The sequence below is a fragment of the Micromonospora sp. NPDC048907 genome (assembly GCF_055586885.1).
In genome coordinates, this window is record NZ_JBVJHI010000001.1 from 510,116 (window position 1) to 524,892 (window position 14,777).

The 14,777-nt window shown below is 72.6% G+C and carries 15 protein-coding genes and 1 pseudogene; 9 read left to right on the forward strand and 7 right to left on the reverse strand.

What is annotated here, in order from left to right; all coding sequences use genetic code 11:
- Positions 1-12 precede the first annotated feature (12 nt).
- Positions 13-2,235, forward strand: coding sequence for a bifunctional glycosyltransferase/CDP-glycerol:glycerophosphate glycerophosphotransferase (locus tag ACZ6PY_RS02545; RefSeq protein WP_466068542.1), 2,223 nt, complete (start codon positions 13-15; stop codon positions 2,233-2,235).
- Positions 2,236-2,362: 127 nt separating this feature from the next.
- Positions 2,363-3,670: an ABC transporter ATP-binding protein gene (locus ACZ6PY_RS02550; protein WP_466068544.1), complete on the forward strand. Its 1,308-nt coding sequence runs from the start codon at positions 2,363-2,365 to the stop codon at positions 3,668-3,670.
- 339 nt (positions 3,671-4,009) lie between these two features.
- On the opposite strand, the pseudogene ACZ6PY_RS02555 reads toward ACZ6PY_RS02550, so the two are convergent.
- Positions 4,010-4,303: pseudogene (locus tag ACZ6PY_RS02555) on the reverse strand (hypothetical protein); the annotation flags it as partial.
- Positions 4,304-4,480: 177 nt separating this feature from the next.
- On the opposite strand from ACZ6PY_RS02555, the gene ACZ6PY_RS02560 reads away from it, so the two are divergent.
- From ACZ6PY_RS02560 to ACZ6PY_RS02570, 3 genes are read left to right on the forward strand one after another with little or no spacing between them, the layout of a single operon-like run.
- Positions 4,481-4,948: a DUF4442 domain-containing protein gene (locus tag ACZ6PY_RS02560; protein ID WP_466068546.1), complete on the forward strand. Its 468-nt coding sequence runs from the start codon at positions 4,481-4,483 to the stop codon at positions 4,946-4,948.
- A 47-nt stretch (positions 4,949-4,995) separates the two neighbouring features.
- On the forward strand, positions 4,996-5,745 hold the full coding sequence (locus ACZ6PY_RS02565) for a beta-phosphoglucomutase family hydrolase (protein ID WP_466068548.1): 750 nt from the start codon (positions 4,996-4,998) through the stop codon (positions 5,743-5,745).
- Positions 5,742-8,114 carry a glycoside hydrolase family 65 protein gene (locus ACZ6PY_RS02570; protein WP_466068550.1) on the forward strand — a complete coding sequence of 791 codons (2,373 nt, stop codon included), beginning with the start codon at positions 5,742-5,744 and terminating at the stop codon, positions 8,112-8,114. Before ACZ6PY_RS02565 ends, ACZ6PY_RS02570 begins: the two co-directional genes overlap by 4 nt.
- 45 nt (positions 8,115-8,159) lie before the next feature.
- Here ACZ6PY_RS02570 and ACZ6PY_RS02575 read toward each other — a convergent pair whose 3' ends face one another.
- The 3 genes from ACZ6PY_RS02575 to ACZ6PY_RS02585 form a co-directional block, all read right to left on the reverse strand.
- Entirely contained in the window at positions 8,160-8,339 is a 180-nt protein-coding gene (locus ACZ6PY_RS02575) for a hypothetical protein (protein WP_262283215.1), read from the reverse strand.
- A 61-nt stretch (positions 8,340-8,400) separates the two neighbouring features.
- Positions 8,401-8,748, reverse strand: coding sequence for a thioredoxin (gene trxA, locus ACZ6PY_RS02580; protein WP_466068552.1), 348 nt, complete (start codon positions 8,746-8,748; stop codon positions 8,401-8,403).
- Entirely contained in the window at positions 8,718-9,110 is a 393-nt protein-coding gene (locus ACZ6PY_RS02585) for a MerR family transcriptional regulator (protein WP_466068554.1), read from the reverse strand. Before ACZ6PY_RS02585 ends, trxA begins: the two co-directional genes overlap by 31 nt.
- A gap of 230 nt (positions 9,111-9,340) precedes the next feature.
- On the opposite strand from ACZ6PY_RS02585, the gene ACZ6PY_RS02590 reads away from it, so the two are divergent.
- The gene (locus ACZ6PY_RS02590; protein ID WP_466068555.1) at positions 9,341-10,003 is read left to right on the forward strand and encodes a dienelactone hydrolase family protein; all 663 of its coding nucleotides are present in this window, start codon (positions 9,341-9,343) and stop codon (positions 10,001-10,003) included.
- A gap of 55 nt (positions 10,004-10,058) precedes the next feature.
- Here the strand turns inward: ACZ6PY_RS02590 and ACZ6PY_RS02595 are convergent, their stop codons facing one another.
- On the reverse strand, positions 10,059-11,162 hold the full coding sequence (locus ACZ6PY_RS02595) for an AI-2E family transporter (RefSeq protein ID WP_466068557.1): 1,104 nt from the start codon (positions 11,160-11,162) through the stop codon (positions 10,059-10,061).
- A 129-nt stretch (positions 11,163-11,291) separates the two neighbouring features.
- Between ACZ6PY_RS02595 and ACZ6PY_RS02600 the strand changes: the two genes are divergently transcribed.
- From ACZ6PY_RS02600 to ACZ6PY_RS02610, 3 genes are all read left to right on the forward strand, one after another.
- Complete coding sequence (locus ACZ6PY_RS02600; RefSeq protein WP_466068559.1) at positions 11,292-11,474, forward strand: antitoxin; 183 nt, start codon at positions 11,292-11,294, stop codon at positions 11,472-11,474.
- Positions 11,475-11,658: 184 nt separating this feature from the next.
- Positions 11,659-12,864 carry a cytochrome P450 gene (locus tag ACZ6PY_RS02605; protein ID WP_466068561.1) on the forward strand — a complete coding sequence of 402 codons (1,206 nt, stop codon included), beginning with the start codon at positions 11,659-11,661 and terminating at the stop codon, positions 12,862-12,864.
- Between the two features lie 25 nt (positions 12,865-12,889).
- On the forward strand, positions 12,890-13,123 hold the full coding sequence (locus ACZ6PY_RS02610) for a ferredoxin (protein ID WP_466068562.1): 234 nt from the start codon (positions 12,890-12,892) through the stop codon (positions 13,121-13,123).
- 4 nt (positions 13,124-13,127) lie between these two features.
- On the opposite strand, the gene ACZ6PY_RS02615 is transcribed toward ACZ6PY_RS02610, so the two are convergent.
- Both ACZ6PY_RS02615 and ACZ6PY_RS02620 read right to left on the reverse strand, forming a co-directional pair.
- Positions 13,128-14,030, reverse strand: coding sequence for an SMP-30/gluconolactonase/LRE family protein (locus tag ACZ6PY_RS02615; RefSeq protein ID WP_466068564.1), 903 nt, complete (start codon positions 14,028-14,030; stop codon positions 13,128-13,130).
- A 129-nt stretch (positions 14,031-14,159) separates the two neighbouring features.
- Positions 14,160-14,753, reverse strand: coding sequence for a hemerythrin domain-containing protein (locus ACZ6PY_RS02620; RefSeq protein WP_466068566.1), 594 nt, complete (start codon positions 14,751-14,753; stop codon positions 14,160-14,162).
- Positions 14,754-14,777 lie beyond the last annotated feature (24 nt).

The following is a 14,777-nucleotide window of genomic DNA, read 5'->3' on the forward strand; positions in this document are numbered from 1 at the left end:
GGGCCGGCCGGGATGACCCTGATCAGCTTCGTCGTACCGGCCTTCAAGGTGCAGGGCTACCTCCGGGAGTGTCTCGACTCGATCCTCGACCAGCCGTTCGAGGACGTCGAGGTGATCGGGATCGACGACGCCTCCCCGGACGACAGCGGCGAGATCCTGGACGAGTACGGGGCCCGCGACCCCCGGGTCCACCCGGTCCGGCTCACCGAGAACGTCGGGCTCGGTCCGGCCCGCAACATCGGGCTGGACCGGGCCGTCGGCGACTACGTCTGGTTCGTCGACGGCGACGACTGGCTGGTCCCCGGCTGCCTGCCGCACGTGGCCGACCGGCTCCGCGCCACCCGCCCGGACGTGCTGATCGTCGACCACGTCCGGGCGCACTGGAACAACGTCGGCACGCGCAGCGCCATGCGGGACGTGTTCCCCGAGTCGCCCGGCGAGGCGACCTTCCGGCTGCGGGAGCGGCCGGAGACCCTCAAGCTGCTGCACACCGCCTGGAACCGGCTGGTCCGCCGGGAGTTCCTGGTCGAGCAGGGGCTGCGCTTCGCGCCCGGCTGGTACGAGGACGTCTCGTTCAGCTATCCGGTGCTGATGGCCGCCGAGCGGATCGGCGTGCTGGACCGGGTCTGCCTCAACTACCGGCAGCGCCGCACCGGGGCGATCACCCGGACCCGGGGCGACCGGCACTTCGAGGTCTTCGCCCAGTGGCACCGGGTGTTCCGGCTCCTGGACCAGTGGGGGCCGGCGGTCGTGAACGGGCTGCGGCCGGCCGTCTTCGAGCGGATGATCTGGCACTACCTGACCGTGCTCGGCAACGGAGAGCGGATCGCCGCCGAGCTGCGCCCGCCGTTCTTCGCGCAGATTCACGCCGACTACGCCCGCTTCCTGCCGCCCGAGGGCTACCCGGTCCCGTCCGGGCTGGAGGGGGTGAAGCACCGGCTCGTGGCGGCCGGGCGGTGGCGGACGTTCAGCGCGCTCCGGGCCGCCCGCCAGGCCGAGGAGCGGGCTCGCCGCTCGGCCCGGCGGGTCAAGCGGCGGGTGCTGCCGGTCGCCCGGCGCAACGCCCGCCGGGCCCGGGACGCGGTGCTGCACGAGTACTACCGGGCCGAGCTGCTCCGCCCGCTCGACCCGACGCTCGCCGTCTACGCCTCGTACTGGTACCGGGGCTACTCCTGCAACCCGGCCGCCATCTACGCGGCCGCCCGCCGGCTTGCCCCGCAGGTGCGCGGCGTCTGGATCGTCCGGCGGGACCGGGTGGCCGGCCTGCCGCCGGGCGTCGAGTACGTGGTGGCCGGCACCCCGGACTACTACCGGGTGCTGGCCCGGGCCCGGTGGCTGGTCAACAACGTCAACTTCCCGGACTTCGTCCGCAAGCGACCGGGCTCGGTGCACGTCCAGACCCACCACGGCACCCCGGTCAAGGTGATGGGGCTGGACCAGCAGCGCTATCCGGTCGGCGCGGCGGGCATGAACTTCGCGAACCTGCTGCGCCGGGTGGACCGCTGGGACTACAGCGTCAGCTCGAACAGCTTCTCCACCCAGATGTGGGAGCGGGCCTACCCGGCCGACTACACCACTCTGGAGGTCGGCTACCCCCGCAACGACCGGCTGGCGCTGGCCACCGCCGAGGAGTGCCGCCAGGCCCGCGCGGGGCTGGGCATCGGCCCGGACGAGTACGTGGTGCTCTACGCGCCGACCCACCGGGAGCACCTGCCGGGCTGGCGGCCGCCGTTCGACCCGGACCGGCTGCGCGAGGTGCTGGGCCCGTCCGCGCGGCTGCTGATGCGCAGCCACTACTTCCACGACCGGGAGCGCCGGCCGCAGGGGCCCTCGGCCGACGGGGTGCTGGACGTGAGCGCGTACGACCGGGTCGAGGATCTCTACCTGGCCGCGGACGTGCTGGTCACCGACTATTCCTCGGCGATGTTCGACTACGGGGTGCTCGACCGCCCGATCGTGGTCTACGCGCCGGACTGGGACGCGTACCGGGTGGCCCGGGGCGTCTACTTCGACCTGCTGGCCGAGCCGCCGGGCGCGGTCGCCGTCGACTTTCCCGGGCTGCTCGACGTCTTCCGCAGCGGCGCGGTGCGCGGGGCGGCCGCGGAGCAGGCCCGGCAGCGGTTCCGGGCCCGGTTCTGCGCGCTGGACGACGGGCACGCCGCCGAGCGGGTGGTCCGCCGGGTCTTTCTGGGCGAATCGGCCGAAAAACCGGTTACTGAGCGGTCGCTTTACTGATGGAAGGCCGCCAATCTCGTTAATGGTTCTTTCACGAGCCGAACATGGCACGTTTACCCGATGTGCGGAGGCCATGATCCTGGTCACAGTCATTCCCGGGTTCGGCCGAGAGCTGGGGAGGCAGACGGTGACCACCGTCGCGCTCAAGGATGTCACCAAGGTGTTCCAGGACGGGACAGTCGCGGTCGACACCATCAATCTGGACGTCAACGACGGCGAGTTCATGGTGCTGCTCGGCCCCTCGGGCTGCGGCAAGTCCACTGTGCTGCGGATGGTCGCCGGGCTGGAGGATCCCACCTCGGGCGCGGTGATGCTCGGGGGCGAGGTCGCCAACGACCTGCCGCCGCGGGACCGGAAGATCGCCATGGTCTTCCAGGACTTCGCGCTCTACCCGCACATGACCGTCGGCGACAACATCGGCTTCCCGCTCCGGCTCTCCGGCATCGAGCCCGGACCGCGCGGCGAGCGGATCCAGGACGTGGCGAGCGCCCTGGGCATCGGCGACGTGCTCGCCCGCAAGCCCAGCCAGCTCTCCGGCGGCCAGCGGCAGCGGGTGGCGATGGGCCGCGCCATAGTGCGCCGGCCCGGCCTGTTCCTCATGGACGAGCCGCTGTCCAACCTGGACAGCGGCCTCCGCGCCGAGCTGCGCGCCGAGATCTCCGGGCTGACCCGCGAGCTGGGCGTCACCACCATCTACGTCACGCACGACCAGGCCGAGGCGCTGACCATGGCCGACCGGGTCGCCATCATGCGCAAGGGCGTGCTCCAGGACGTGGGCACACCCACCCAGGTGTACGGGCGCCCCGCCACCCTCTACGTCGCCGCGTTCCTCGGCAGCCCGCGGATGAACCTGCTGGAGGCGTCGGTCTACGTCCACCTCGACCGGTACGTCACGCTGAACCTCGGCGAGCAGTCGCTGTACCTGCCGTGGGACGACATCCGCAGCCGGGCCGTGGCCCACTACCACGGCGAGCGGATCGTGGTGGGCATGCGGGCCGAGGCGCTCACCCCGGTCGCCCCCGACACCGCCGGCGACGTGCTGCACGGCCGGATCCGCTACCTCGAGCACCACGGCCACGAGTCGCTGGCCTTCCTCGACATCGGTGCCACGGCCATCGTGGTGGACGAGATGGGCAGCCGGCCGGAGAACAGCGACCCCGGCCAGCGCGGCCTGCGCCGGTTCGGTCAGGTCATGCAGCGGCTCGCCGGGCGACCGGCGGACGCGCCCGTCTCCGCCGCGCCGAGCGGCGGCGGAAACCGGACCAGCGTGCTCCCCGATCCGGGCCGGCACCACCGCCGCCCGGCGGAGCTGGCCGTGCGGCTGGCCCCGTACCCGCAGGTGTCGGCGGGGCACCCGCTCGCCGTCCAGGTGCGGATGGACGCCCTGCACTTCTTCGACGAGCGCGGCGACCGGATCGACGTCGGCTGGCGCTGAGGAGCCTCCCCGGCGGCATTCTCCTGCCGGCGGCCGCTGCCGATCTTCCGCGCTGGTTGTCCCGCGCCGGAACACGCTGTGTCACGGACCGCGCTGACCCGGGAGGAGCCCTTCCGCGCCTTTGCTCTGCAGCCATGGACGCAGCGGTTGCTCTGGGTGAGCGCGTTGGTTCAGCGACGCGGCGGACGCGGGTGGGGGACAGCAGCTCAACCGCGTGATGCCTGGATGGCTGCAGAGCAAAGGCGCGCGGGACCTTTCGCGGTGGTCCGTCGCGGCGTCACTCGCAGTGAGCCCGGCGGTCCCGCACTCTCGGTGAGGGAGGCCGGTCAATTGGGGCGGGTCCACAACGGGCCGGCGGTAGGGGCGCCACGCCACGAAGCGCCGGAACAGGTCGGCGGGGAACGGGCCCGCGTCCGGGTTCAGGCGGTAGAGGTCCCGCGCCGCCTCGTGCAGTAGCCCGCACAGGTGGAGCGAGAGCCCGATCTGGTCGTCCGCGTACTCGGCCTTGAGCAACAGGCGGGCCTGCGCACAGGGCCACGGCAGCCCACAGGCCCGGCAGCACCACATGGGCCGGAGCGCCGTGTGCGCCGAACAGTCCCTCCACCGCTCCGCTGTGGTCGCTCCCGGCGAGATCTTGGTACGGCGTGGCCCCTCCACGGGCACCTTCCTACCAAGATCTGCTCGATCGTCCATGCGGCCTCCTTCGGGGGACCCGCCCCGCTTCGAGGGCTGGGTGGGGCGGGGCGCGGAGTGGTCCTTGACGGGCCGATCGGCCTTGCCGGGCAAGTTACTGACGAGTAGCGTCTGGGCATGTCCATCGACTCTCGCCAGGTGGCGGCCGGCCTGCTGGAGGCCGTGCCGTTCGCCCGCACGCTCGGTATCGAATTCGTCGAGGTCGCCCCCGAGGCCGAGGGCGGCGTCCGGGCCGTGGTCCGGCTCCCCGACATCCCGGAGCACCACAACCACGTCGGCGGCCCGCACGCCGGGGCCATGTTCACCCTCGGCGAGACCGCCTCCGGGGCGGTGGTGCTGGCGGCGTTCGGGCAGGTGCTCGACCGGGCCGTACCGCTGGCCGTGACCGCCACCATCCGCTACCAGAAGGTCGCCATGGGGCCGGTGCTGGCCACCGCGCGGCTCGGTCGTCCCCCGGCCGAGGTGCTCGCCGAGCTGGACGCCGGGCAGCGACCGGAGTTCCCGGTCGAGGTGGAGATCGGCACCGAGGACGGCACCGGGACGTCGGCGCTCACCGTGATCTGGACACTCCGCCCGAAGCGCTGAGGTCCGAATGGGGTTTGCCCGGCCGGTGCCATGGATAGATTCAGGCAATGCTGGGCCTACCCGCGCAGGTGACCGCCTGTCTCTTCGATCTGGACGGTGTGCTGACGCAGACCGCCAAGGTGCACAACGCCGCCTGGACCGAGACGTTCAACGCGTTCCTCTCGGCCCGGTCGGCGGCCACCGGCGAGCCGTTCCGTCCGTTCGACCCCGGTCCGGACTACAACCGGTACGTGGACGGTAAGCCGCGGGCCGACGGGGTGCGCTCCTTCCTGGCCTCGCGCGGCATCACCCTGCCCGAGGGCTCGCCGGACGACCCGCCCGAGGCGGACACCGTCAACGGGGTGGGCAACCGGAAGAACGTCATCCTGCTCAAGCGGATCCACACCGACGGCGTCGAGGTCTACGAGGGCTCGGTGCACTACCTGGAGGCGGCGGCGAAGGCCGGGCTGCGGCGCGCCGTGGTCTCGGCCAGCGCCAACTGCCGGGACGTGGTCGCCGCCGCGGGGCTGGACCCGCTGCTGGAGGCCCGGGTGGACGGGCTGGTCGCCCGCGAGCGCGGGCTGCGCGGCAAGCCGCACCCGGACACCTTCCTCGCCGGCGCGCAGCTGCTCGGCGTGGACCCGGCGAACGCGGCCGTCTTCGAGGACGCGCTGGCCGGCGTCGCCGCCGGGAAGGCCGGCGGCTTCGGATACGTGGTCGGCGTCGACCGGGTCGGCCAGGCCGACGACCTTCGCGCGCACGGCGCCGACGTGGTGGTCACCGACCTGTCGGAGCTGCTTACCGGGGCGCACGCGTGATCCGCGAACGGGCGTACCCGGTCGAGCCGTGGCACGTCCGGGAGACCCGGCTCGACATGGACGTGCTGGCCCAGTCCGAGTCGGTCTTCGCCCTCTCCAACGGCCACGTCGGGCTGCGCGGCAACCTCGACGAGGGTGAGCCGCACGGCCTGCCCGGCACCTACCTGAACTCCTTCTACGAGCTGCGCCCCCTGCCCTACGCGGAGGCCGGCTTCGGCTTCCCCGAGTCCGGGCAGACCGTCGTCAACGTCACCAACGGCAAGCTGCTCCGGCTGCTGGTCGACGACGAGCCCCTCGACGTCCGGTACGGCGAACTGATCTCCCACGAGCGGGTCCTCGACCTGCGCGCCGGCACCCTGCACCGCGAGCTGCACTGGCGCTCGCCCGCCGACCGGGACGTGAAGGTCCGCAGCACCCGGCTGGTGTCGTTCACCCAGCGGGCGGTGGCCGCCATCCTCTACGAGGTCGAGGCGCTGGAGGGGCCGCTGCGGCTCATCGTCCAGTCCGAGCTGGTCGCCAACGAGACCCTGCCGCCGCAGAGCAAGGATCCCCGCGTCGCCGCCGTACTCGAATCGCCGTTGCAGGCGGAGGAACAGCTGACCACCGACGACGGCGGCCTGCTCATCCACCGCACGAAGGTCAGCGGGCTGCGGGTCGCCGCCGCCATGGCGCACGACGTGGACGCCCCGGAGCGCGTCACCATCGAGTCCGAGGGCTACGAGGACTGGGTCCGCACCACCATCGGCTGCGTGCTCAAGCCCGGCCAGAAGCTGCGGGTGGTCAAGTACCTGACGTACGGCTGGTCCAGCCGGCGGTCGCTGCCCGCGCTGCGCGACCAGGTCGGCGCGGCGCTGGCCGCGGCCCGGCTGGACGGCTGGGACGGGCTGCGCCGGGAGCAGCGCGAATACCTCGACGAGTTCTGGGACGCCGCCGACGTGCGGGTGGAGGGCGACCCGGAGGTGCAGCAGGCGGTCCGGTTCGGCCTCTTCCACGTGCTCCAGGCCGGCGCCCGCGCGGAACGCCGCCCCATCGCCGCCAAGGGCCTCACCGGGCCGGGATACGACGGGCACGCCTTCTGGGACACCGAGATGTTCGTGCTGCCGGTGCTCACCTACACCCAGCCGGCCGCGGTGCGGGACGCGCTGCACTGGCGCTACTCGACCCTCGCTCAGGCGCAGGAGCGGGCCCGGACGTTGAACCTGGCCGGGGCCGCCTTCCCCTGGCGGACCATCGAGGGGCCGGAGTCGTCGGCGTACTGGCCGGCCGGGACGGCCGCGTTCCACATCGCCGCCGACATCGCCGACGCGCTGCGCCGCTACGTGCTGGTCACCGGCGACCGGGCGCTGGAAAGGGAGATCGGGCTGGAACTGCTGGTCGAGACGGCCCGGCTGTGGCGCTCGCTCGGCCACCACGACCGCACCGGCAGGTTCCACATCGACGGGGTGACCGGCCCCGACGAGTACACCGCCGTGAAGAACGACAACGTCTACACCAACCTGATGGCGCAGCGGAACCTGCTCACCGCCGCCGACTGCGCGATGCGCCACCGGGACCAGGCCCAGGACCTCGGCGTCACCGAGGAGGAGGCGGCCGCCTGGCGGGACGCGGCGAACGCCATGCACGTCCCGTACGACGCGGAGTTCGAAGTGCACGGGCAGGTGGAGGGCTTCACCCGGTTGCAGGAGTGGGACTTCGAGCACACGCCGCCGGAGAAGTACCCGCTGCTGCTGCACTACCCGTACTTCGACCTGTACCGGAAGCAGGTCGTCAAGCAGGCGGACCTGGTGCTCGCCATGCACTGGCGGGGCGACGCGTTCAGCGACGCGGAGAAGGTGCGGAACTTCAGCTACTACGAGCGGCGCACCGTCCGGGACTCCTCGCTGAGCGCCTGCACCCAGGCGGTGATGGCGGCCGAGGTGGGTCACCCCGAGCTGGCCCACCGCTATCTGCGCGAGGCCGCGCTGATGGACCTGCACGACCTGAACGAGAACACCCGGGACGGCGTGCACATGGCCTCGCTCGCCGGGGCCTGGATCGCCCTCGTGGCCGGCTTCGGCGGCCTGCGCGACCACGACGGGACGCTCTCGTTCTCGCCGCGACTCTCCAGCCGGCTCAGCCGACTGGAGTTCTCCCTCCAGTGGCGTTCCATGCGGCTGCGGGTCGACGTCCGGCCGCACCAGACGACGTACTCGCTGCGCAACGGGGGGCCGGACACCGTGCTGGAGCTGCGGCACCACGGCGAGCCGCTGCGCGTCACCGCCGCCCAGCCGGTCACCGTGCCGGTGCCGCCGGCGCACCCGTCCGGGCCGCAGCTGGAGCAGCCGCCGGGGCGGGCGCCCCTGCTGCACCTGCCCGAGAACATGAGCTGAGCGAAGCCCCGGCCCGCGTGCGGGCCGGGGCTTCGTCGGCGTACCTCAGAACTGGCGGCCGTTGGACGGCCGGCCGCCGGCGTCGCGCGGAGCCGTCGCCCGCGCGTCGTCGGCGGTGCGTGCCACGGAGGCGCGGTCCGCCCAGTCCGGCGAGCCCTTCAGCTCCTGTTTGCGGTTTTCCTGATCGGTGAGCTCCTGCTCTCGGGACCTGTCCTGCTTCGCCATGACGAGCCTCGCGATCCGTCGGGGTCCGTGGTCACCCCGCGCCTTCCCGATCCCGGCGGGCTCAACCGTCCAGGTGCCGAGCGAAGCTCAGCCGCAGGTGGTTCTTCGGCCGTGCGCCGACGATCGAGCCGACCACCTGGCCGTCCCGGAACACCAGCATCGTCGGCATCGACATGATCTGGTACGCCCGCGTGGTCTGCGGGTTCTCGTCCGAATTGACGGTGACGAAGCGCAGCGCGTCGCCGAACTCCTCGGCCAGCTCCGCCAGGTGGCGGGAGACCGGGCGGCAGGGCGGGCACCACTCCGCCCAGAAGTCGACCACCACCGGCCGGTCGGCCGCCAGCACGGTGGCCGCGAAGGTCTCGTCGGTGACCGGGGTCAGTCGGCCCTGTTGCGTGTCCTGAGGCATGTTTCCTCCCGATGGGCGATCGCGCGGGCGAGCTGGTCGTGCAGCTGGTGGCGGACCGTGCCGAGCCGGTCCAGGTAGTCGTCCACCTCGGCGAGCTTGCGCCGCAGCACCGCCACCGAGTCGGGGCAGACGTCGCCGGAGCTGTTGCCGGCCCGCAGGCAGGCCACGAACGGCCGGATGTCGTCCAGCCCGAAGCCGACCGCCAGCAGCGCCCGGATCTCGTGCACGACGCGCAGTTCCGCCTCGTCGTAGACCCGGTAGCCGTTCGCCGACCGGCGTGGGCACACCAGCCCCTGGGACTCGTAGTAGCGCAGGGTCCGGGTGCTGGTCCCGGCCCGCTCGGCCAACTCACCGATCCGCATCCCACCCGCCCCCACCTGGCGCTCGCCCCCTGACCGCCCAAACGCTAAACCTTGCCGCCGACGTCAAGGCAACCCTCAACCGCCCCCTGCCGCCCCCCGCCCCCCGCCCCCCTGCCCCCGCCGTTCGCCCCGGTGATCATGAAGTTAGCGGTGGTGGAAACCGCTCTCCTTGCCGCCAACTTCATGATCACGCCGGTGTTGGGTATGCCCCGGGGGAGGAGGTGTGGGGTATGGGGGATGGGCGTGAGGTGAGTGTTCCTGTTGTGGAAGGTGGGCTGGTTGCCGATGTGATGGTGCCGTCGGGGGCCGTGGGGGTGGTGTTGTTCGCGCACGGGAGTGGCAGTTCGCGGCACAGCCCGCGCAACGTCGCGGTGGCGCACGAGTTCAACGGGCGGGCGCTGGGCACCGTGCTGGTCGACCTGCTGACCCCGGAGGAGGACGAGCGGGACGCGGTCACCGCCGAGCTGCGCTTCGACATCGGGATGCTCGCCGAGCGGCTGGCCGCGATCGTGGACTGGATGGCCGGCGAGCCGACCCTGGGCCGGCTGCCGATCGGGCTCTTCGGCGCGAGCACCGGCGCGGCCGCCGCACTGGTCGCCGCGGCCGCCCGGCCCGACCAGGTGGGGGCGGTGGTCTCCCGTGGTGGCCGTCCGGACCTGGCCGGCAGCTCGCTCTCGGCGGTACGCGCACCGACGCTGCTGATCGTCGGTGGGCTGGACGAGGAGGTGATCGTGCTCAACGAGCAGGCCCGGGCGGAGCTGGGCGACATCGCCGAGCTGCGGATCGTGCCCGGCGCCACGCACCTCTTCGAGGAGCCGGGCACCCTGGAACAGGTGGCCGACCAGGCCGGGACCTGGTTCACCACCCACCTGCGCCAGCCCCACCCGGCCTGACCGGGCCGGATCGGGCGGGCAGCGCACCCGCCTCTGCCGCCGCGACCGGGATGGGTCAGTCCGGAAGGGCGGCGCGGTGGCGTTGCACGGTGTCCAGCACCCGCCAGGTGACGGCGGCGATCGGCACCGAGACGAACGCACCCGCGATGCCGGCGATCAGCGTGCCGGCGGTGACCACCACGAGGATGACCGCCGGGTGGAGCTGGACCTGCCGCTTCATCACCAGCGGCTCCAGCAGGTTGCCCTCGATCTGCTGCACGGCGATCACCGCGGCGAGGGTGAGCAGGGCGGTGGTGGGGCCGTTGGCGGCCAGGGCGACCAGCACGGCGATCGCGCCGGCCACGGTGGCGCCGATGATCGGCACGAACCCGCCGAGGAAGGTGATCAGCGCGAGGGGGAGGGCCAGCGGGACGCGCAGCACCACCAGCGCCAGCCCGATGCCGATCGCGTCGATCGCCGCGATGATCATCGTGCCGCGGCTGTACGCGCCCAGCGTCCGCCAGCCGGCCCGGCCCGCCTCGGCGGTCACGTCCCGGCGCGGCCCGGTCATCCGGCGCAGCACCCAGTGCCACATCGACCGGCCGTCCTTGAGCAGGAAGAAGAGCAGCACCAGTCCGAGCAGGATCGAGCCGGCAACCTCGGCGGCCGTCCGCGCCCCGGCGACCGGATCGGGGGCGCTGCCGCTGAGCCCCTGCCGGATCTGCTCGACCTGGCGGTCGAGCTGTTCGTCGGTCACCGGCAGGCTGGAGGTGACGAAGTCCCGGCTGCGTTGCAGGCCCTGGTCGAGTTGCTGGCTCAGCTCGCCGAACTGGCTCGCCGTCAGGTTCCACACCAGCGCGCCGACGCCCACCAGGACGCCGAGCAGCAGCAGGACGCTGAGCAGGGCGGCCAGCGCCGGCGGCACCCGGAGCCGGCGCAGTCCGAGCAGCACCGGGTCGAGCAGTGCGGTGAGGAACAGCGTGCCGGCCAGCGCCACGGCCAGCGGGGCCAGCAGCACCGCGATCTTCCCGAGCAGCCAGAGCGCGACGATCACCACCACGAGACAGGCGCTCCAGGTGACCGCCGTCCGTACCGGCCAGGGCAGCCCGGCCCAGGCCTGTCGTGGGCCCGCGGCCCGGTTTCGTGCCGCCGGTTCCGGCGTTCCCGCGTCCTCGTCCACGTCGCCTCCTCGATCGTGGCCGTTGGTACCCGACGCACGTGAATCCGACACCCGGGCGACCTCCGGACAGGCAGCGTTTGTGCCGCCGGCCCCAGGGAAGGCATTCACGGTATCGAAGGGAGCACGGACATGAGCGACTTCATGGACAAGGCCAAGGACTTCGCCGACAAGCACGACAAGCAGGTCGACCAGGGGATCGAAAAGGGCGGCGACATGGCCGACAAACGGACCCAGGGCAAGTACGACGACAAGATCGACAAGGGTGTCGACATGGCGCAGCAGCGGACCGGCGAGGGCGACACCGGCCGCTGACCGGCTTCCGATCCCGGGTCCTCCCGCGCGGGCGGCCCGGGATCGTCGTGTCGGAACCGGAACAACCCTCTGGTCCCCATCGACCGATCTCGCTACCATCCGCAGTCGGGGCATGACTCGGCGTCGAGTCGTGCGGAGTCGACCCGCACCGCCCGCGGTGCCGTGGACGAGAGCGAGCCAGCCGGTGACCGACACTTCCCAGGCGACCATCCCGCAGCGCTACCCGTTCAACGCCCCTGTCCGGCTCGACCTGGACGACCGCTACGCCGAGCTGCGCGAGCAGCCGCTGGTCCGGGTCCAACTGCCCTACGGCGAGCCCGCCTGGCTGGCGACCCGGCACGCCGACGTGAAGACGGTACTCGGCGACCCCCGGTTCAGCCGGGCCGCGTCGATCGGGCGCGACGAACCCCGGAACACCCCGCTCCGACAGGAGACCGGGATCCTCTCGATGGACCCGCCGGAGCACACCCGGCTGCGCCGGCTCGTGGCGAAGGCGTTCACCGCGCGCCGGGTCGAGGAGCTGCGGCCGCGTACCCGGGCGGTGGCCGACGAGCTGGTCGACGGGCTGCTGGCCGCCGGGCCACCCGCCGACCTGGTGGCGCACCTGGCCACGCCGCTGCCCATCCGGGTGATCTGCGACCTGCTCGGTGTGCCGGTGTCCGACCAGGACCGGTTCCACACCTGGTCCGAGGCGATCGTCTCGACCACCTCGCTGGAGCCGGAGCGGGCCCGGCACTATTTCGACAGCCTGCTCGCCTACATGGGCGAGCTGGTCGCCCGGCGCCGGGTCGAACCCGCCGACGACCTGCTCAGCGCCATGGTGCGGGCGCGCGACGAGAACGCCGACCGGCTCACCGAGCAGGAGATGGTCACCCTCGCCGCCGGCCTGCTCGCCGCCGGCCACGAGACCACCGTGACCCAGATCCCCAACATGGTGTACGTCCTGCTCACCACCCCCGGCGCCTGGGACACCCTGGGGGACCGGCCGGACCTGGTGCCGGTCGCCGTCGAGGAGCTGATGCGGTTCATCCCGCTCGGCGCCACGGCGGCCTTCCCCCGCTACGCCACCGAGGACGTCGAGCTGGGCGGGGTGCTGGTCCGGGCCGGCGAGCCGGTGGTGGTCAACATCGCGGCGGCCAACCGGGACGACAGCGTCTTCGCCGACGCCGACCGGCTCGACCTGACCCGTGCGGTCAATCCGCACCTCGGCTTCGGGCACGGCGTACACCACTGCGTCGGCGCGCAGCTGGCCCGGATGGAGCTGCGGGTGGTCCTGGAGACCCTGCTCGACCGGACCCCGGGACTCCGGCTGGCCGTGCCCGTGGAGGAGCTGACCTGGAAGAGCGGCCTGCTGGTGCGGGGCCTGGTGGCCATGCCGGTGGCCTGGTGAGCCGGGCCGGGGTGGAGGAGGGCGCGTGAGCGGAGCGAGCGAGTGGCGGCTGCACGTCGACCCGACCCGGTGCATCGGGTCGGGGATCTGCGCCGGGGTGGCGCCGGGGCACTTCGTGCTGGTCGACGGGCTGTCCCGGCCGGTGGCCGAGCGGATCCCCGCCGACGAGTCGGTGCTGGACGCGGCCGAGTCCTGCCCGCTGGAGGCGATCATCGTGTCCGAGGTGGACAGCCTCCGGCGGATCGCTCCGGAGGCCTGACCGGTCACCAGCCCGGGTAGCGCGCGCCGTTGACGTTGACCCGGAGGCTGAACAGGGAGCTGGAGGCGCAGATGTAGAGCTGGTTGCGCTTCGGGCCGCCGAAGGTGAAGTTGGCGACCACCTCCGGCAGGTGCAGCTTGCCGAGCAGCGTGCCGTCCGGGTCGAAGCAGTGCAGCCCGTCGTGCGCCGCCGCCCAGACCCGGCCGGCGTCGTCGAGGCGCACGCCGTCGAAGGAGCCGGCGTCGCAGGTGGCGAAGACCTCGCCGCCACGTAGCGTGCCGCGCTCGGTCACCGTGAACCGGCGCAGGTGCTTCGCCCGGGTGTCGACCACGTAGAGCAGGGACTCGTCGAGGTTGAACGCCAGCCCGTTGGGCTGCCCGAAGTCGTCGGCGACCAGCCGCACCTCACCGTCGTGCGGGTCGACCCGGTAGACGTGGTTGCCGCCGATTTCACTCTCGGCCCGGTGGCCCTCGTAGTCGCTGTCGATGCCGTAGCTCGGGTCGGTGAACCAGATCGATCCGTCGGAGTGCTCGACCACGTCGTTGGGGCTGTTCAGCCGCTTGCCGCGCCAGCGCTCGGCGAGCACCGTGTCGGTGCCGTCGGCCTCGGTCCGGGTGACCCGCCGGTTGCCCTGCTCGCAGCTCACCAGCCGTCCCCGCCGGTCGACGGTGTGCCCGTTGGCGTAGCCGGCCGGCTGGCGGAACACCCCGACCGCGCCGGTGGTCTCGTCCCAGCGCAGCAGCCGGTCGTTCGGGATGTCGCTGAAGACCAGGTGACGCCCGGCGGGGAACCAGGCCGGACCCTCCAGCCAGCGGCCCCCGGTCCAGAGGCACTCCGTCCACTCGTCGCCGTTGATCCGGCGGAACCGCTCGTCCCGTACCTCGAAACGCGTCCTGAACCGATCCACGCCGACCCGCCTCCGCCCGTGATGATGTCCGGCCTGACGCTAACAAGCGGCGCGGGTCGGGGTGGCGCTGCCGGCACACGGCGGCGGCCACGCCCCCCGTGCCGGGAGCGTGGCCGCCTCGGCCGGTGGTCAGGACTTCTCGCGCAGCTCCGCCATGGATGTGGGCCGGCCGCTGAGCGCGTCACGCATCCGGTCGACCAGGCCGGTGCCCGGGGCGAGCAGCCGGTTCGCCGGCGGGTGGTCCGGCGCGGCCGGGTGCGGCCGGGTCGGCGCCGACTTCTTCGCCGCCTCCACCTTGCCGGCCAGCTCGACCAGCTCCTCGTGCGCGCAGGCCGCGCGCAGCCGGGGGAAGAGGTCGCTCTCCTCGTCCTGCACGTGATGCCTGATGGTCGCCGTGAGGTGGGTCAGCAGCTCGTCGAAGCGGGGGTCGGAGGGGTCCACCGACTCCAGCTCCTTCATGGTCCGCTCAGCGTCGGCGTGCTCGGAGATCTCGTGTTCGGCGAGCTGGTCGCCGTCGGGCAGCGCCTTGCGGGCGGCCGGGTAGACATAGGCCTCCTCGGCCACGGCGTGCCGGACCAGCTCCGCGATCATCACGTCGGCGAGCTGCCGGCGGTGCTCCGGGCTGCCCTGCCGGCTCTCCAGCTCGACGAAGATCGCCTCGACCTCGTGGTGGTCCGTCGTCAGGACGTCGACGACGTCCCGCTCCTTCCGTACGTCGTTCATCTCGAAGCCCCTTACCGGTGGGTT

Coding starts and splice junctions, on each gene's coding strand:
- ACZ6PY_RS02545 (WP_466068542.1), top strand. CDS start 13: ATGACCCTGATCAGCTTCGTCGTACCGGCCTTCAAGGTGCAGGGCTAC.
- ACZ6PY_RS02560 (WP_466068546.1), top strand. CDS start 4,481: ATGTCCATCGACTCTCGCCAGGTGGCGGCCGGCCTGCTGGAGGCCGTG.
- ACZ6PY_RS02565 (WP_466068548.1), top strand. CDS start 4,996: ATGCTGGGCCTACCCGCGCAGGTGACCGCCTGTCTCTTCGATCTGGAC.
- ACZ6PY_RS02575 (WP_262283215.1), bottom strand. CDS start 8,339: ATGGCGAAGCAGGACAGGTCCCGAGAGCAGGAGCTCACCGATCAGGAA.
- trxA (WP_466068552.1), bottom strand. CDS start 8,748: ATGCCTCAGGACACGCAACAGGGCCGACTGACCCCGGTCACCGACGAG.
- ACZ6PY_RS02585 (WP_466068554.1), bottom strand. CDS start 9,110: ATGCGGATCGGTGAGTTGGCCGAGCGGGCCGGGACCAGCACCCGGACC.
- ACZ6PY_RS02590 (WP_466068555.1), top strand. CDS start 9,341: ATGGGGGATGGGCGTGAGGTGAGTGTTCCTGTTGTGGAAGGTGGGCTG.
- ACZ6PY_RS02600 (WP_466068559.1), top strand. CDS start 11,292: ATGAGCGACTTCATGGACAAGGCCAAGGACTTCGCCGACAAGCACGAC.
- ACZ6PY_RS02620 (WP_466068566.1), bottom strand. CDS start 14,753: ATGAACGACGTACGGAAGGAGCGGGACGTCGTCGACGTCCTGACGACG.